14 protein-coding genes are annotated in these 13,271 nt (G+C 60.4%); 11 read left to right on the forward strand and 3 right to left on the reverse strand.

Annotated features, from left to right (window positions below):
* The first annotated feature begins 87 nt into the window (after positions 1–87).
* The 5 genes from Z945_RS0103460 (at position 88) to Z945_RS0103480 (ending at position 5,206) form a co-directional block, all read left to right on the forward strand.
* Positions 88–483 carry a cytidine deaminase gene (locus Z945_RS0103460; protein ID WP_025050727.1) on the forward strand — a complete coding sequence of 132 codons (396 nt, stop codon included), beginning with the start codon at positions 88–90 and terminating at the stop codon, positions 481–483.
* 3 nt (positions 484–486) lie between these two features.
* Positions 487–1,791, forward strand: a complete 1,305-nt coding sequence (locus Z945_RS0103465) for a thymidine phosphorylase (RefSeq protein WP_025050728.1) — start codon at positions 487–489, stop codon at positions 1,789–1,791.
* The gene (locus Z945_RS0103470) at positions 1,791–2,972 is read left to right on the forward strand and encodes a phosphopentomutase (RefSeq protein ID WP_025050729.1); all 1,182 of its coding nucleotides are present in this window, start codon (positions 1,791–1,793) and stop codon (positions 2,970–2,972) included. Before Z945_RS0103465 ends, Z945_RS0103470 begins: the two co-directional genes overlap by 1 nt.
* Positions 2,973–3,105: 133 nt before the next feature.
* Positions 3,106–3,747 carry a uracil phosphoribosyltransferase gene (gene upp, locus Z945_RS0103475; RefSeq protein WP_025050730.1) on the forward strand — a complete coding sequence of 214 codons (642 nt, stop codon included), beginning with the start codon at positions 3,106–3,108 and terminating at the stop codon, positions 3,745–3,747.
* Between the two features lie 91 nt (positions 3,748–3,838).
* A complete protein-coding gene (locus Z945_RS0103480; RefSeq protein ID WP_025050731.1) occupies positions 3,839–5,206 on the forward strand; it encodes an SPOR domain-containing protein in 1,368 nt (455 codons plus the stop codon).
* Between the two features lie 14 nt (positions 5,207–5,220).
* Here the strand turns inward: Z945_RS0103480 and Z945_RS0103485 are convergent, their stop codons facing one another.
* Positions 5,221–5,934, reverse strand: a complete 714-nt coding sequence (locus tag Z945_RS0103485; protein ID WP_052862593.1) for an SGNH/GDSL hydrolase family protein — start codon at positions 5,932–5,934, stop codon at positions 5,221–5,223.
* Between the two features lie 2 nt (positions 5,935–5,936).
* Positions 5,937–6,950, reverse strand: a complete 1,014-nt coding sequence (locus Z945_RS0103490) for a hypothetical protein (RefSeq protein ID WP_025050733.1) — start codon at positions 6,948–6,950, stop codon at positions 5,937–5,939.
* A 90-nt stretch (positions 6,951–7,040) separates the two neighbouring features.
* Here Z945_RS0103490 and Z945_RS0103495 point away from each other — a divergent pair, with 90 nt between their 5' ends.
* A complete protein-coding gene (locus tag Z945_RS0103495; protein WP_025050734.1) occupies positions 7,041–7,508 on the forward strand; it encodes a GNAT family N-acetyltransferase in 468 nt (155 codons plus the stop codon).
* On the opposite strand, the gene Z945_RS0103500 is transcribed toward Z945_RS0103495, so the two are convergent.
* The gene (locus Z945_RS0103500) at positions 7,505–9,127 is read right to left on the reverse strand and encodes an AMP-binding protein (protein WP_025050735.1); all 1,623 of its coding nucleotides are present in this window, start codon (positions 9,125–9,127) and stop codon (positions 7,505–7,507) included. The two genes, Z945_RS0103495 and Z945_RS0103500, sit on opposite strands and share 4 nt — an antisense overlap.
* Before the next feature lie 96 nt (positions 9,128–9,223).
* Between Z945_RS0103500 and Z945_RS0103505 the strand changes: the two genes are divergently transcribed.
* The 5 genes from Z945_RS0103505 (at position 9,224) to Z945_RS19970 (ending at position 13,270) form a co-directional block, all read left to right on the forward strand.
* The gene (locus tag Z945_RS0103505; protein ID WP_025050736.1) at positions 9,224–10,159 is read left to right on the forward strand and encodes a DMT family transporter; all 936 of its coding nucleotides are present in this window, start codon (positions 9,224–9,226) and stop codon (positions 10,157–10,159) included.
* Positions 10,156–10,803, forward strand: a complete 648-nt coding sequence (locus Z945_RS0103510; protein WP_025050737.1) for a sulfotransferase family 2 domain-containing protein — start codon at positions 10,156–10,158, stop codon at positions 10,801–10,803. Before Z945_RS0103505 ends, Z945_RS0103510 begins: the two co-directional genes overlap by 4 nt.
* A gap of 211 nt (positions 10,804–11,014) precedes the next feature.
* Positions 11,015–11,692: a Hint domain-containing protein gene (locus Z945_RS19965; protein ID WP_161634069.1), complete on the forward strand. Its 678-nt coding sequence runs from the start codon at positions 11,015–11,017 to the stop codon at positions 11,690–11,692.
* A gap of 232 nt (positions 11,693–11,924) precedes the next feature.
* The gene (locus tag Z945_RS0103520; protein ID WP_025050739.1) at positions 11,925–12,323 is read left to right on the forward strand and encodes a hypothetical protein; all 399 of its coding nucleotides are present in this window, start codon (positions 11,925–11,927) and stop codon (positions 12,321–12,323) included.
* 275 nt (positions 12,324–12,598) lie between these two features.
* Positions 12,599–13,270, forward strand: a complete 672-nt coding sequence (locus Z945_RS19970) for a VRR-NUC domain-containing protein (RefSeq protein ID WP_161634070.1) — start codon at positions 12,599–12,601, stop codon at positions 13,268–13,270.
* The last annotated feature ends 1 nt before the right edge of the window (position 13,271 follow it).

Below are 13,271 nucleotides of genomic sequence, written 5' to 3' on the forward strand. Positions count from 1 at the left end.
AAAACAGTAGCGGGGAAAGGAGAGGTGTTTTTGACCCTCGAATCTTTTGAATCTCTTTCCTATAGTTGGCCAGCTAATGGGGGCGATATGGCCAGTGAACTGAAACAACAGGCGACTGCGGTGCGCGAACGGGCTTACGCGCCCTATTCAAATTTCAAAGTGGGTGCCGCCATTCGGGGGGCATCGGGGACAGTCTATGCGGGCTGCAATGTCGAAAATGCCGCCTACCCGCAAGGCACTTGTGCCGAAGCCGGGGCCATCGCCGCGATGGTCGCCGCCGGCGAGGCAAAGCTGACAGAGGTTTATGTGATCGCTGGTAGCGCGCGTCCGGTGCCGCCTTGCGGAGGGTGCCGTCAAAAGCTGGTCGAGTTTGGCGCGGGGGACGTACCCGTTACGATGGCGACGACAGGTGGCGTTGAAGAGAAGACCACATTGGCTGATCTCTTGCCAGGGGCCTTTGATGCGGCCTTTCTGGGAGAGTAACCCATGAATGCCCGCGTTATTTTGGCAAAGCTGCGTCACAAGCAAACCCCTACCCGGCAAGAGCTGACATGGATGGCGAACGGTTTGGCTGATGGCAGCGTTAGCGATGCGCAAGCGGGTGCCTTTGCAATGGCGGTATGCCTGAATGGACTATCGGATGTGGGCCGCGTCGCGCTGACGCTCGCGATGCGGGATTCGGGTCGCGTGCTGAATTGGAACATGGACGGCCCGGTGGTAGACAAACATTCTACAGGTGGAGTGGGGGATTGCGTGAGCCTTCTGCTGGCCCCCGCGCTGGCAGCTTGCGGCGCCTATGTGCCGATGATTTCGGGGCGTGGGTTGGGGCATACCGGCGGCACACTGGACAAGCTCGAATCAATCTCTGGTGTCAACACGCAGATGGATGAAGAACAACTACGCGCCGTGGTGCGTCAGGTGGGCTGCGCCATCGTCGGTTCGACCCGCGACATCGCACCGGCAGACCGGCGGCTTTACGCAGTGCGGGATGTGTCTTCGACGGTCGATTCGCTTGATCTGATTACCGCGTCCATCCTGAGCAAAAAGCTGGCCGCCGGGGTCGAGGGACTGGTGCTGGACGTCAAAGTGGGCAGTGGTGCCTTCATGAAGACTTTGGAAGAGGCGCAGGCCCTGGCCGAAGCCCTGACCAAGACCGCAAACGCTGCGAAATGCCGGACGACGGCTGTGATCAGCGATATGAGCCAGCCTTTGGTGCCAAGCCTGGGCAATGCGCTGGAAGTGGCGGAAGTGATGCGCCTGCTGACCGGAGAAGGGCGCGGCCCGATTGTAGATGTAGCGGCTGCGTTGGGCGGCGTGTTGCTGGCCAACGCGGGACTGGCGCAGGATGTGCAGGAAGGCGCGGATGCCGTGGTGCATGCGATCCGTAAAGGGTATGCCGCAGAGCGGTTTGCGCGGATGATCTCGGCCCTGGGCGGTCCGGTGAATTTCGTCGAAGACTGGCGGCGGTTCCTGCCCGAGGCCACCGTCATTCGCGAAGTCACCGCCCCACGGGACGGCTATGTTGCGAAGATTGACGGCGAGGCGCTGGGCTTTGCCGTGGTGGGTCTTGGCGGTGGACGCGTACGTGAGAGCGACAAGATCAATCCGGCTGTCGGCCTGTCGAACATGGTGCGGCTGGGCACCCGTGTGGCACGGGGTCAGACTTTGGCGGTAGTCCATGCCGTGCGTTCCGACCAGGGGGATCAGGCGGCACGCGCGGTGCTTGATGCGATTACTTTAAGCGGTTCGCGCCCCAAGGTGCCTGACCTGATCCTTGAGCGGGTGGGCTGATGCCGCGTGCCTTTCTGGTGGTCATGGATTCGGTCGGCATTGGCGGGGCACCGGATGCGGCCGAGTATTTTAACGGGGATCTGCCGGACACAGGGGCCAATACGCTGGGCCATATCCACGCCGCTTGTGCGGCTGGCGAGGCCGAAACTGGTCGAAGCGGACCACTGCATATACCAAATTTGATGAAGCTGGGCATGGGTCACGCGATGGCGCGGGCGGTTGATGCGCCTTTGCCCGAGACCCTAGCGCAAGGCGGCTGGGCGGCGGCGAGCGAAGTGTCACGCGGCAAGGATACCCCATCGGGGCATTGGGAGCTGGCGGGGTTGCCGGTACCGTGGGATTGGAACTACTTTCCCGACACATCGCCTGCATTCCCCGCAGAATTGAGCGCCTTCGTGGCCGAAGCGGCGGGCACTGCGGGCATCCTCGGCTATGTGCATGCCTCCGGCACCGCCATCATCTCGGATCTGGGGGCGGCGCATGTCGAGACCGGATGGCCGATCTGCTATACTTCCGCGGATTCCGTGTTTCAGATCGCCGCGCACGAAGAAAGCTTTGGGCTGGAACGGCTGCTGGCGCTCTGTGAGGCCGTCGCGCCGCGTTTGCATGCGATGAAGGTGGGGCGGGTGATTGCGCGGCCTTTTGTCGGGCAGGCTGGTGCCTTTACGCGGACTGCAAACCGGCGCGACTATGCGATTACGCCGCCCGCACCGGTGCTGAGCAATTGGGTGCAGGACGCCGGCCGTCGCGTTTATGCTGTCGGGAAGATCGGTGACATCTTTTCGATGCAGGGATTTGATGAAGTTCGCAAAGGGCCGGACGCGGTCTTGATGGAACATCTGCGCGATCTGGTGGCAGAAGCCGAGGAAGGATCGCTGACATTCGCCAACTTTGTGGAATTCGACAGCCTTTATGGGCATCGCCGCGATGTGGCGGGCTATGCACGGCAGCTGGAATGGTTCGACGCCGAGATTGGCCGCGTGATGTCCGAGCTTAGGGCGGGGGATATCATGGTGCTGACCGCCGACCACGGGAATGATCCGACCTGGCCGGGCACGGACCATACGCGGGAAAGAGTGCCGGTGCTGGTCGCAGGCAGCGAGGCCGGACCGTTGGATGTGCGGTGGTTCAGCGATGTTGCGCGGCTGGTCGCGGATCATCTGGGTGTGGCACCGGGATAAGGCGTCGCTGGGGCTCTGCCCCGGCAGCAAGCTGCCCCCCCGCGGGATATAAGGCCAAAAAGAGAAACGGGGACTGCTTGCGGCGACCTGCGTTTCGGGCCACAACCTGAGCAGATATAAAGGAGTGCTGTTGATGTCTGATCTTGATGCCCATTTGACCGTGGTGGATCATCCGCTGGTGCAGCACAAGCTGTCGATCATGCGGGATAAGGAAACTTCCACTGCCGTATTTCGCCAGCTTTTGCGAGAAATTTCGCAGCTCTTGGCCTATGAGGTGACGCGCGGTTTGCCGATGACCACCAAGCGGATTGACACACCGATGCAGGCGATGGACGCGCCGGTGCTTGATGGCAAAAAACTGGCGTTGATCTCTATTCTGCGGGCCGGAAACGGGTTGCTGGACGGGGTGCTGGAGCTGATCCCTTCGGCGCGGGTCGGGTTTGTCGGACTATACCGCGATGAAAAGACCCTTCAGCCGGTGGAGTATTATTTCAAGGTGCCGGAAGGGCTGGATGATCGACTGGTGATTGCCGTCGATCCGATGCTGGCCACGGGCAATTCATCCGCCGCGGCAATCGACCGTTTGAAACAGGCGGGTGCCACCAACATCCGGTTCCTATGCCTGCTGGCTGCCCCAGAAGGAATCGCCCGGATGAAAGAGGCACATCCCGATGTGCCCATCGTCACGGCAGCCGTTGACGATGCATTAAATGACCTGGGCTATATCATTCCGGGTCTGGGTGATGCGGGTGATCGGATGTTCGGAACGAAATAATGCGTTGAAATGAGCTTCCGGCGTACCGCGGACGCTGGACTTGGGGCGCAGGCTGAGGCATCTTTAACTACATATGGTGTGGGGGCACGGAATGAGACTTACCAAATTACTATCTGTCGTTGCAGCAGTCGCTGGCTTTGGGTTCGGTGCGGTGCCGGTTGCGCAGGCCCAAATCAGCAAACAGCAGCCCGCAGAATTCCCGTCAAGTTCGTATAAGGGCAAGCAATATGTGGACAGCCAGGGCTGCGTTTTTATTCGGGCGGGAATTGACGGAAACGTAAGCTGGGTGCCGCGCATGTCGCGGGATCGCAAGACGGTATGTGGCTTTAAGCCAACCGGTGGGGCAAGATCGGCTGTTGTCGCGGCACCAGCGGCGGCGGCCCCTGTGCAGATCACTGTCGATACACCGCCCGCGGCTGCAGCGCCACGCCCCGCACCACGTCGGGTGGCAGCGCCCGCGCCGCGCCGCGCAGCACCTGTTGTTGTGCGCCAGACCGCAAAACGTCCGGCCCCCAAAAAGCGCGTCGTCAAAGCAGCCCCACGGGTCGTTGCACCGAAGCCTGCGCCTGTTGCGCGCCAAACCACCAGAATTATCGCGGGTGGTAGCCCCTGCCGTGGCGCCTCGGCGATATCGCAGCAGTATATGCGTGGTGCAGGGGTCCGCTGTGGCCCGCAAACGCAGCCTATCGTTGGCAATCGTGCACCTGTAACGGCACCGCGCAGTTCTGTGCAAGTGACACCCAAGGCGATTCAGCGGCATTATGGCTCGGTTGCGTCCACAGCCGGGGTCACATCGACCACACGGATCGCTCCCAAGCATGTGGTGAAAAACCGGATCAACACTCGCAATGTCAGCGTTCCCAAGGGGTACCGCGAAGTCTGGGATGATGACCGTTTGAACCCCAAGCGGGCCGAACAAAACCTAGCCGGACGATCCGACATGTTGCTGGTCTGGACCCAAACCGTGCCGCGCCGTTTGATCAATCAGACGACCGGGCGCGATGTGACGGCTTCGGTGCCGCTGGTCTATCCCTACACCAGCATCGCCCGGCAGGAGCGTGAACTGGGCAAGGTTCAGATCATGCAGCGCAATGGCCAGACCGTGAAGCGGATCAAACGTCATGCGCATGCGGCCCCTGTTGTGCGCCAGCCAGTTTATTCGTCCCGCTCGACGCCCAAGGCGGCGGCACCCAAGCAGGTACGTCGGGCTGCTGCACCTTCCAAAGCATTGGCAGGCAAGCGGTTTGTTCAGGTCGGGACCTTCGCCAATGCCGCGAACGCCCAGCGCGCCGCTCAGAACATCGCACGCATGGGAATGCCCGCGCGCATCGGCAAAGTCCGGAAGGGTTCGCAGCGGTATATGACGGTGCAAGCAGGGCCCTTCCACGGTGCGAACGCACTGGGCTCAGCGATGAACCGCCTGCGCGGTGTGGGCTACCGGGACGCTTTTGCACGCTGAGCTTACAGCTCTTTTCACCTCAGCTTTGGCCAGTCGGAGATGATCCGGCTGGCCATTTCTTTTGCCCAGAGGGCATAGAGATTTGGACCGGGATGAAAGCCGTCCGTTGCCATCAGGCCGGAATCAAGCGTTGTGTTGAACGGCACAAGCGTGCAGTCGTTGCGCGTAGCGATCAGTTTTTCGCGTTGCCGTTCAAGGCGGTCAGCGTGTCGCCCCAAGGTCCAGCGCAGAGGATCAGGTAGCAAGGGAAACCTGCCCAGCGGGGCCATGCCGGTGACGTAGATTTGCCTTGGCTGATAAAGGTGCTGCACCCGGTCAAACAGGGTGTTTTGCTGGCGCACCCATGTTGCTGCGGGGATCAGGCGGGTCACATCATTCACGCCAAGTGCGGTAATCACCACGTCGCCGGGGCGCGATTGCGCCAGCTGCAGGCGGGCAATCGTGCTGCGGGTGGTGGCACCCGTCAGGGCATCAAGGTGCCATTGCACCGTAAACGCAGTACCCAGCATGTTGACCAATTGACCGCTTAATGCCTCAGACTGCCGGGCGACGCCGACACCAGCGGCGGAACTGTCTCCGATGATTGTCAGCCGCAAGACAGGACCGGCCCCGAAGGTGCCTTCGCGCGGGCCTGCGGCTTCAGGCAGGCTTTGCGCGGTTCGACGTACCCGCATCGCCTGCGCCATCAGCACAGGAGACATCAGAGCGCGGAAAGCCGTGTCCAGCACGCTCAGCCGCCACAGATCGCTTGCAAGCGCAGCCAGTTGGCGTCCGACATCAGCGGTTCTGTCAGTTTTCCGTTCATCGGATCGCCTTCAATCAGGTTGATCGTCGTCTCGCCGGTAATGTCGCGGGCATAGGCATAGGGCGTGCTGCGCAGGGAAGCACGTTCAAACCGCGCAATTTGCGCGGCGATGTCAGGGTCTTCAGGGGTCTTTGTGATCAGGTATTCTGCGTATGTATCGAGCGCGGCGGGAGAGACATCACCGGTTGTCAGCAGGCGGAAATTTTCGCGCAGGCCGGTGACGCGCAGCAATTCACGCAGCGGGTCATTGCTGTCGCGTCGCGCCTGTTCGGAGACAATATATCCCGCTGCAATATCCGGTTCTTCAAAATCCTCGATCACGCTGCGGTTCAGCACGATGATATTACCGGGCAGGTGCAGGCTGTCGCGGGGCATCGCGGGGGTAACAATGACCCGTCCAGCCCGCAGGCGTGCGGTAAGCAGCGCCAAGGCGGCCTGCCCCCCGGCATCAGTACAGGCAGGGCCCGATACACGTTCGATCCGTGTCAAAAGAGCCGCGCCCATAGCGGTGCGTTTCACTTGTGGCACGACAGTCAGCGTATGATCCAGCAATGCGCCCGGTAGCCAGAAAATCGCAAGCCAGAGCACCACAAGCGAGGAAACCAGCATACCGGCCCAGCGCAGGCGACCGGGGCGGGGGCGCGATTTTTCGATGGCTTTGCGCAGCGTTTCGATGGCCTCGATCATTTCGGCCTCGGCTTCTGCAAATTCGAGCGTTTCACCGGGGTCGCCATCGGGATGGAATATGGCCGGGCGCGTGCCCGGATTGGCCCGCTCCACGGCCGCCAGTGACCAATGGGTGACCGGCTGGCTTTTAAGGTCGATGATCATCAGCGTCGCGTCCCCGATCGAGACGATGACCTCGCGCCGCTGCTCATCCGGGCTGGCCCGCCAGAGGGCCGTGGCCTCCAGCCGTGCATATTTGGTCAGGGCGGTCATCGGGGTCTTGGTCTGCTTTCCTCTTTTCGCATACTTTAACAGCCATAGGCCCGGCGGCAATGGGCATGGGCGCAGGGAAGGAACAAGCGAATGCAGATTGAACCCGCGCGCGCGGCAGATATTCCGGCTATTGCCGCACTGTGGCACGCGGGCTGGCATCAGGGTCATGCGGCGGTCGTACCAGCCGCCCTCGTGGCCTGTCGTGTACCGGAGGAATTTGCAGCCCGCAGTGCCGAACGGTTAAGCCAGACGTATGTAGCGCGGGGGGCGGATGGACTGATGGGCTTTTTCATGGTGGAGGGCGATGAGCTTTATCAGTTCTATGTCGCTGCTGCATCTCAAGGGCAGGGCGTTGCTGCCCGCATGATGGCGGCGGCCGAGACAGCTTTGGCCGGGCGGCGGGCCTGGCTGGCCTGTTCTATCGGCAATGACAGGGCAGCGGCGTTCTATGCCAAGGCCGGTTGGCTCAAAGGCCCGGTGCAGATCTATCCCACGGAGACCGCGCAGGGGACATGCGATGTTTCTGTCTGGCGGTTCGAGAAAGACTTGCGCGGCTAAAGGTCAGCAGCCGTTTTGCGCAACTCGAACTTCTGGATTTTCCCGGTCGAGGTTTTGGGCAACTCCTGAAACACCACGCGTTTTGGGGCCTTGAACCCGGCAAGCGTTTCACGGGCAAAGGCGATCATGGCCGCCTCGTCCCCGCTGGTGCCTGCTTTCAACTCGACAAAAGCGCAGGGAACCTCGCCCCATTTATCATCGGGTTTGGCCACCACGGCGGCAAGGTTCACATCCGGATGGCCCATCAACACGCCCTCGACTTCGACGCTGGAGATGTTTTCCCCGCCCGAAATAATGATGTCCTTGGCGCGGTCAGCGATCTGGATGTAGCCGTCGGGATGCTGCACCGCCAGATCGCCGGAGTGGAAATAGCCGCCTGCAAACGCCTCTGCTGTGGCCTTAGGGTTCTTGAAATACCCTTTCATCACAGAATTGCCGCGGATCATGATCTCGCCCTGGGTTTTGCCATCCATCGGGGTCTGACCCATCTTGGGATCGGTGACGGTGATGTGATCCATCATCGGCATCGCCACACCCTGACGCGCTTTGACTGCGGCGCGGGCGGCTTGATCAAGCTGGTCCCAATCTTCCGGTCGCCACAGACATTCGGTGACATGGCCGTAGGTCTCGGTCAGCCCGTAGACTTGGGTCACGTTAAATCCCAGCTGTTCGATTTTGGAGAGGGTGGCGGGGGCGGGCGGCGCACCGGCGGTGAACACCTCAACGGTGTGGTCAAAGCTGCGGCGTTCGGCATCGGGGGCGTTCACGATCGTGTTCAGCACGATAGGCGCACCTCCGAAATGGGTCACCCCTTCGTCCGCAATGGCGTCATAGATATTAGCCGCTGTAATATCGCGACAGCACACCAGCGTGCCGCCGATCAGCGGCATCATCCATGTGTGGTTCCAGCCATTGCAGTGAAACAGCGGTACGATCTGCATGAACACTGGATGCAGCACCATGCGCCAGCTGATTACCGTGCCCATCGTCATCAGGTAAGCGCCCCGATGGTGATAGACGACACCTTTGGGCCTGCCTGTGGTGCCTGAAGTGTAGTTAAGCGCAAGGCTTTCCCATTCGTCTTGCGGCATGATCCAGTCGAACGCCGCATCCGCGCCTGCCAGCACGTCTTCGTAAAGCGGATGACGGCCCTTGGCGGGCAGCTCTGGGTCCGCCACTTCGATGATCTCTGGCGGTTGCCCCTCCATCTTTGCGCAGGCGGTTTCGACCAAGTCTACAAATTCGCTATCGACCAGTACCACCTTGGCTCCGCCGTGATCGAAGATATAGCTGACGGTGCCCACATCGAGCCGTGTGTTGATGGTGTTCAGCACCGCACCACAGGCTGGCACGCCGAAATGCGCTTCGGCCTGCGCAGGTGTGTTCGGCAAAAGCGTCGCGACCACATCGCCGGGTTTGACGCCCATAGCGGCAAGAGCAGCGGCAAGGCGGGTGCAGCGGGCATAATAGTCGGCGTAGTTCACGCGGTGATCGCCATAGATCACGGCAGGACGATTGGCAAACACGGATGCGGCGCGGCGCAGATGCGACAGCGGGGTCAGGGGTACATGATTTGCCGCACATTTATCCAAGCCGGTTTCGTCGCTCATCCACCCCATGTCGCTTCCTCCGTCATTGCGCGTCGCTCTGGCGGTTGAGTATTGCGGCGGGATCGTGACATTGAAAGAGTGATTATCGTTTTAAAGGGCTACAGAGTGGACAATGACAGCATCAAACCCGGTCTGGCCGCGGCATCTGTGCTGGCGGGGATGTTCACGCTGGGGCTGACGGATAATTTTGTTCCCTACATTTCCGAGCGCGGATCGTTGTGGCAGTTCCATTTGGTCCGCTCTGTCATGGCGTTTGTGGTTCTGGGCTGTGTTGTTCTGCTGGGCTACGGCAGTTTCCGTGCCCGCAGACCAATTGCAGTGGCAGGGCGCAGCCTGTTTCAGGCGGGTGCGATGCTGATCTATTTCGGCTGTCTGTCGGTCCTGCCCATCGGGGTTGTGGTTGCGGGGCTGTTCACGGCTCCGTTGTTTGTGGTGCTGATCACGGTGCTGGTGCAGCGCCAGCGCGTAGGGCCATTTCGCTGGGGCGCGGTTGTCGCAGGGTTCATCGGGGCGCTGATGGTGATCCGGCCCGATCCCGCAGCGCTTGATCCGGTGGCGTTTCTGCCAATCCTCGCCGGGCTTCTGTATGCCATCGGCGCTGTGGCGACCCGTACCTGGTGCGAAGGAGAAAGCACGCTGACCCTTACCGCCGGATTTTTCGGCATGCTGGGTGTCTTTGGTCTGATAGGGGTTTTTGTGGTCTCGGGCGATGCGCCAGCCGGGCATTCAGGCTTTGTGCTGCGGTCCTGGGGGCCGCTTGATGCGGCAATGCTGTTCTGGTTCGCGGTTCAGGCGGTCGGCTCGCTCATCGGCATCGCGCTAATCTTTCGCGGCTACCAGATGGGGGAGGCAAGCCGTGTCGCCGTGTTTGAATATTCGCTTCTGGTTTTTGCCAGCTTCTGGGCTTGGGTGCTGTGGGGGCAAGGCGTGCCGCCGCTCGGGCTGGCAGGCATGGGGTTGATTGCAGCGGCAGGGGCGGGGATTGCTATCCGCTCGGATCAGCCCATCGCCTCGGGCCGCATGCCAAAGGTGTCGCCGTGATCATCAGCAAGGGGCGGTCCTATATCTTTGTGCACATCCCCAAGACCGGGGGCACCTCGCTGGCGCTGGCGCTGGAAGACCGTGCGATGAAGGATGACATTATGCTGGGCGATACGCCCAAGGCACGCAATCGTCGAAATAGAGTGAAGGGCATCCAGACATCGGGGCGGTTGTGGAAACATTCCACATTGGCAGACATTAACGGACTGGTGAGTGTGGAAGAGATCGCGCAGATGTTCACCTTTACGCTGGTGCGCAACCCGTGGGACCGGATGGTCAGCTACTACCATTGGCTCAAGGAGCAGAGCTTTGACCATCCGGCGGTCGTGTTGGCCCGGCGTACCAGTTTTGAGGCCTTCCTGCGCGATCCGGCAATCCAGGCCGCTCAACGCAACTGGCCTGCGTCCCGCTATATGGCTGATCTCAACGGCACCGAGCGAAGTTCCAGCTACATCCGGCTCGAGCATTTCGCTCAAGACGCCGAACCCCTGATCGCGCATCTGGGGTTCGACCTGCAACTGCCACGCGAAAACCGATCTGCCCGGTCAGAGAACTTTCGGGATTATTATTCAAGCGCGCTGCGCGAGATCGTGGCTGATTGCTGCGCCGAGGATATCGCGCGATTCGGGTACAGTTTTATCTAGTTTCCCTTTGCGCGTGATTTGTTGCGGACACCCAATTACCCGCTGCGCCGGACCTAATTCTGTCGAAACCCGCAGAACTGTTGCCCGAAGCGATACCAATGCCCCATTTGCGCCGCTTTCACGGCCACTCTCGAACAAGAGAATCGCTCCAATTGGTTTCAGTTAATGCAACAGCGCCCTGCCACGGCGCATCACCATGGGGATGGTAGATATGTTTGGATGGAAGACAAAAACGGCCGCGATGCCACAGCGCACAGCGGAAATGACAGGTGCCTATGATGGTGGCCTGAGCGCACAGACACACGGCCTGATGGCCGGCACCAAGCTGGCGTCCAATCTGGGCTGGCGCGCGATTGAGGCGTTGGCGGTGGGTGATGCAGTACTGACTTTCGACAACGGCATGCAGCAGATCGTCGAGATCCGCCGCCAGACTTTCTGGCTGGATGCGCCTGACACAAACCCTGCCAACTGGCCGGTGATCGTGCCCGTGGGCGCTTTGGACAACCGCGAGCCTCTGACGCTTTTGGCCGATCAAGGTGTGATCGTGGAAAGCGATGCCGCCGCAGAGACCTTTGGCGATCCTTTCGCAATCGTGCCCGCCCATGTGCTGGACGGCGTGCGCGGCATCCACCGTGCAGCACCAGCCGAAAAGGTCGAACTGATCGCGATCTATTTCGAGAATGAAGAAGTGATCTACGCCGAAGGCGGCGCGCTGATCCACTGCCCGAAATCCACTATGACGCTGGATGCGTTCCTGAATGCCGATCCGGCGGCCTATGACGTGCTGTCCACGCAGGACGCGGCGTTTCTGGCGGAATGTCTTGCGGTCGAAGACCAGATGCTGGCCACTGGTGGCTGGGTTGACGGTCAGGCAGCGGTGCACTGCTGATGTGATCTTTCGTGTCGCCCGGGGGCAGGGCGGCACAGCAAGCTATTCCCCATAGTGGAGAGGGGTCGTGTGAGAGGCACGGCCCCTTTTTTGTGCCTCCTGCACCCCGACATGACACGTTGACGGTAGCATTTGATAGATTAAGCTGAATTCCAAAGTATTTGAACGTCTTTGACGCGAGCGGGGGTAGATGGCCACTGTGACGAATGTCCGTCTTCGGCAAGCACCGCAAATGGCGCTTGAGAAACCTCAAACCAGCCGGATCGTTCTTTCTGCGTCTCAGATGCGTTACAGCGCGCGACGTTGGCACGCGGAGAACCCCGAGTTTACCCTGAACATTCTCACGCAGATGGGCCGGTGCAAAACGCCCCAGACCCGCGAACAGGCGATGGCCTTTCACAGCGAAGCGCTTGCCGTTGGGTTCTGGTCTAAAAAGGACATCGTTCAATATGTTGTGGCCTGCCTACATGCCAAGGGAAGCATGTGCGATGTGGCGTCTTTTCGTCGGTTTATTGAGAATTATACCGAGGCCGACCAGGACATCATGCAGGCCTTTATCGACAGCCAGCCGATACACTATTGGACCTACGTTTCGGAAAAAGGGTCTGTTGCCAGAAGGGATTCGGAATGAGTGAATGTGAGACCGCGCTTGGGCCAGGTCTGGCCGCCTACCAGGAACTCACGGATGCGGGACGGTTTTGTGATCTTGCGGACTTCGATGACAATTTGGCCAGGATATGCCGGGGAGCGTCAGGTGAAGTGCGCAACCGGGCCTTGGCCGCCGCTGACAAACGGATGTTGTGCGCGGTATTGTGTTGTTGCAACAGAAGACCTGCTGTCAGTCAGACCAACAGAAACCAGTATCAGACGTGTGCCGACCGCACCCTTTCAGCCGCGGAGCAGTTCATGGGAAACGACAGTCGGTTCAAACCGGAGGTCAGCTATAACATGCGCACGAATCCTCCAACGCCGCTGATGGAAAGGTCAATCTTCGGGAACGATACAACAGACGCGATTGATTGGACACGAGGCGGTATTGAGCATATCAAGAACCGGATCGGACAGGACGGGACACCCTATCAGACAGGCGATGCCCGGCGTCCTGACGTTATCATTGTCCGGGATCCCGAATCGCCGCCCGTTCAGACCAATATAACGCGTGTCGTCGAGTTCAAATTTCCGGGCGACTCCTTCAGCGACGAACAACGTGCAAATTATCAACGAATTGGGGGCATGCCCCCGCTGGAATTGAACGTCGAAGAATGCGATTGCGCCGATGATGATGAAACCCGGGGGCAGGTTGCGCTGGTAACTGCGGCGCAGGATGTAACAGAGAATGACCGCTCGCTGCTATCGCGGATCGGGTGGGGGGCCCTTGGCACCGTGGCGGCAATAGGGACCGCCATTATGGCGATTGTGCCGCTTGATGGGCCTGCGGGTGAAATTGCTTTGGGCGCTGGCACTGCGGCGGCTTTCGGTCGGGCCTTCGCCGCGACTGGCTGGACACTGGCGCGCCAGCGCGCCGCTGCCACTGTGGCCACGCAAAGATGGCAGACAATCTTTGGAGGAGGTTTCTAAC

The organism is Sulfitobacter noctilucae (assembly GCF_000622365.1).
GTDB classification, from domain to species: Bacteria; Pseudomonadota; Alphaproteobacteria; order Rhodobacterales; family Rhodobacteraceae; genus Sulfitobacter; species Sulfitobacter noctilucae.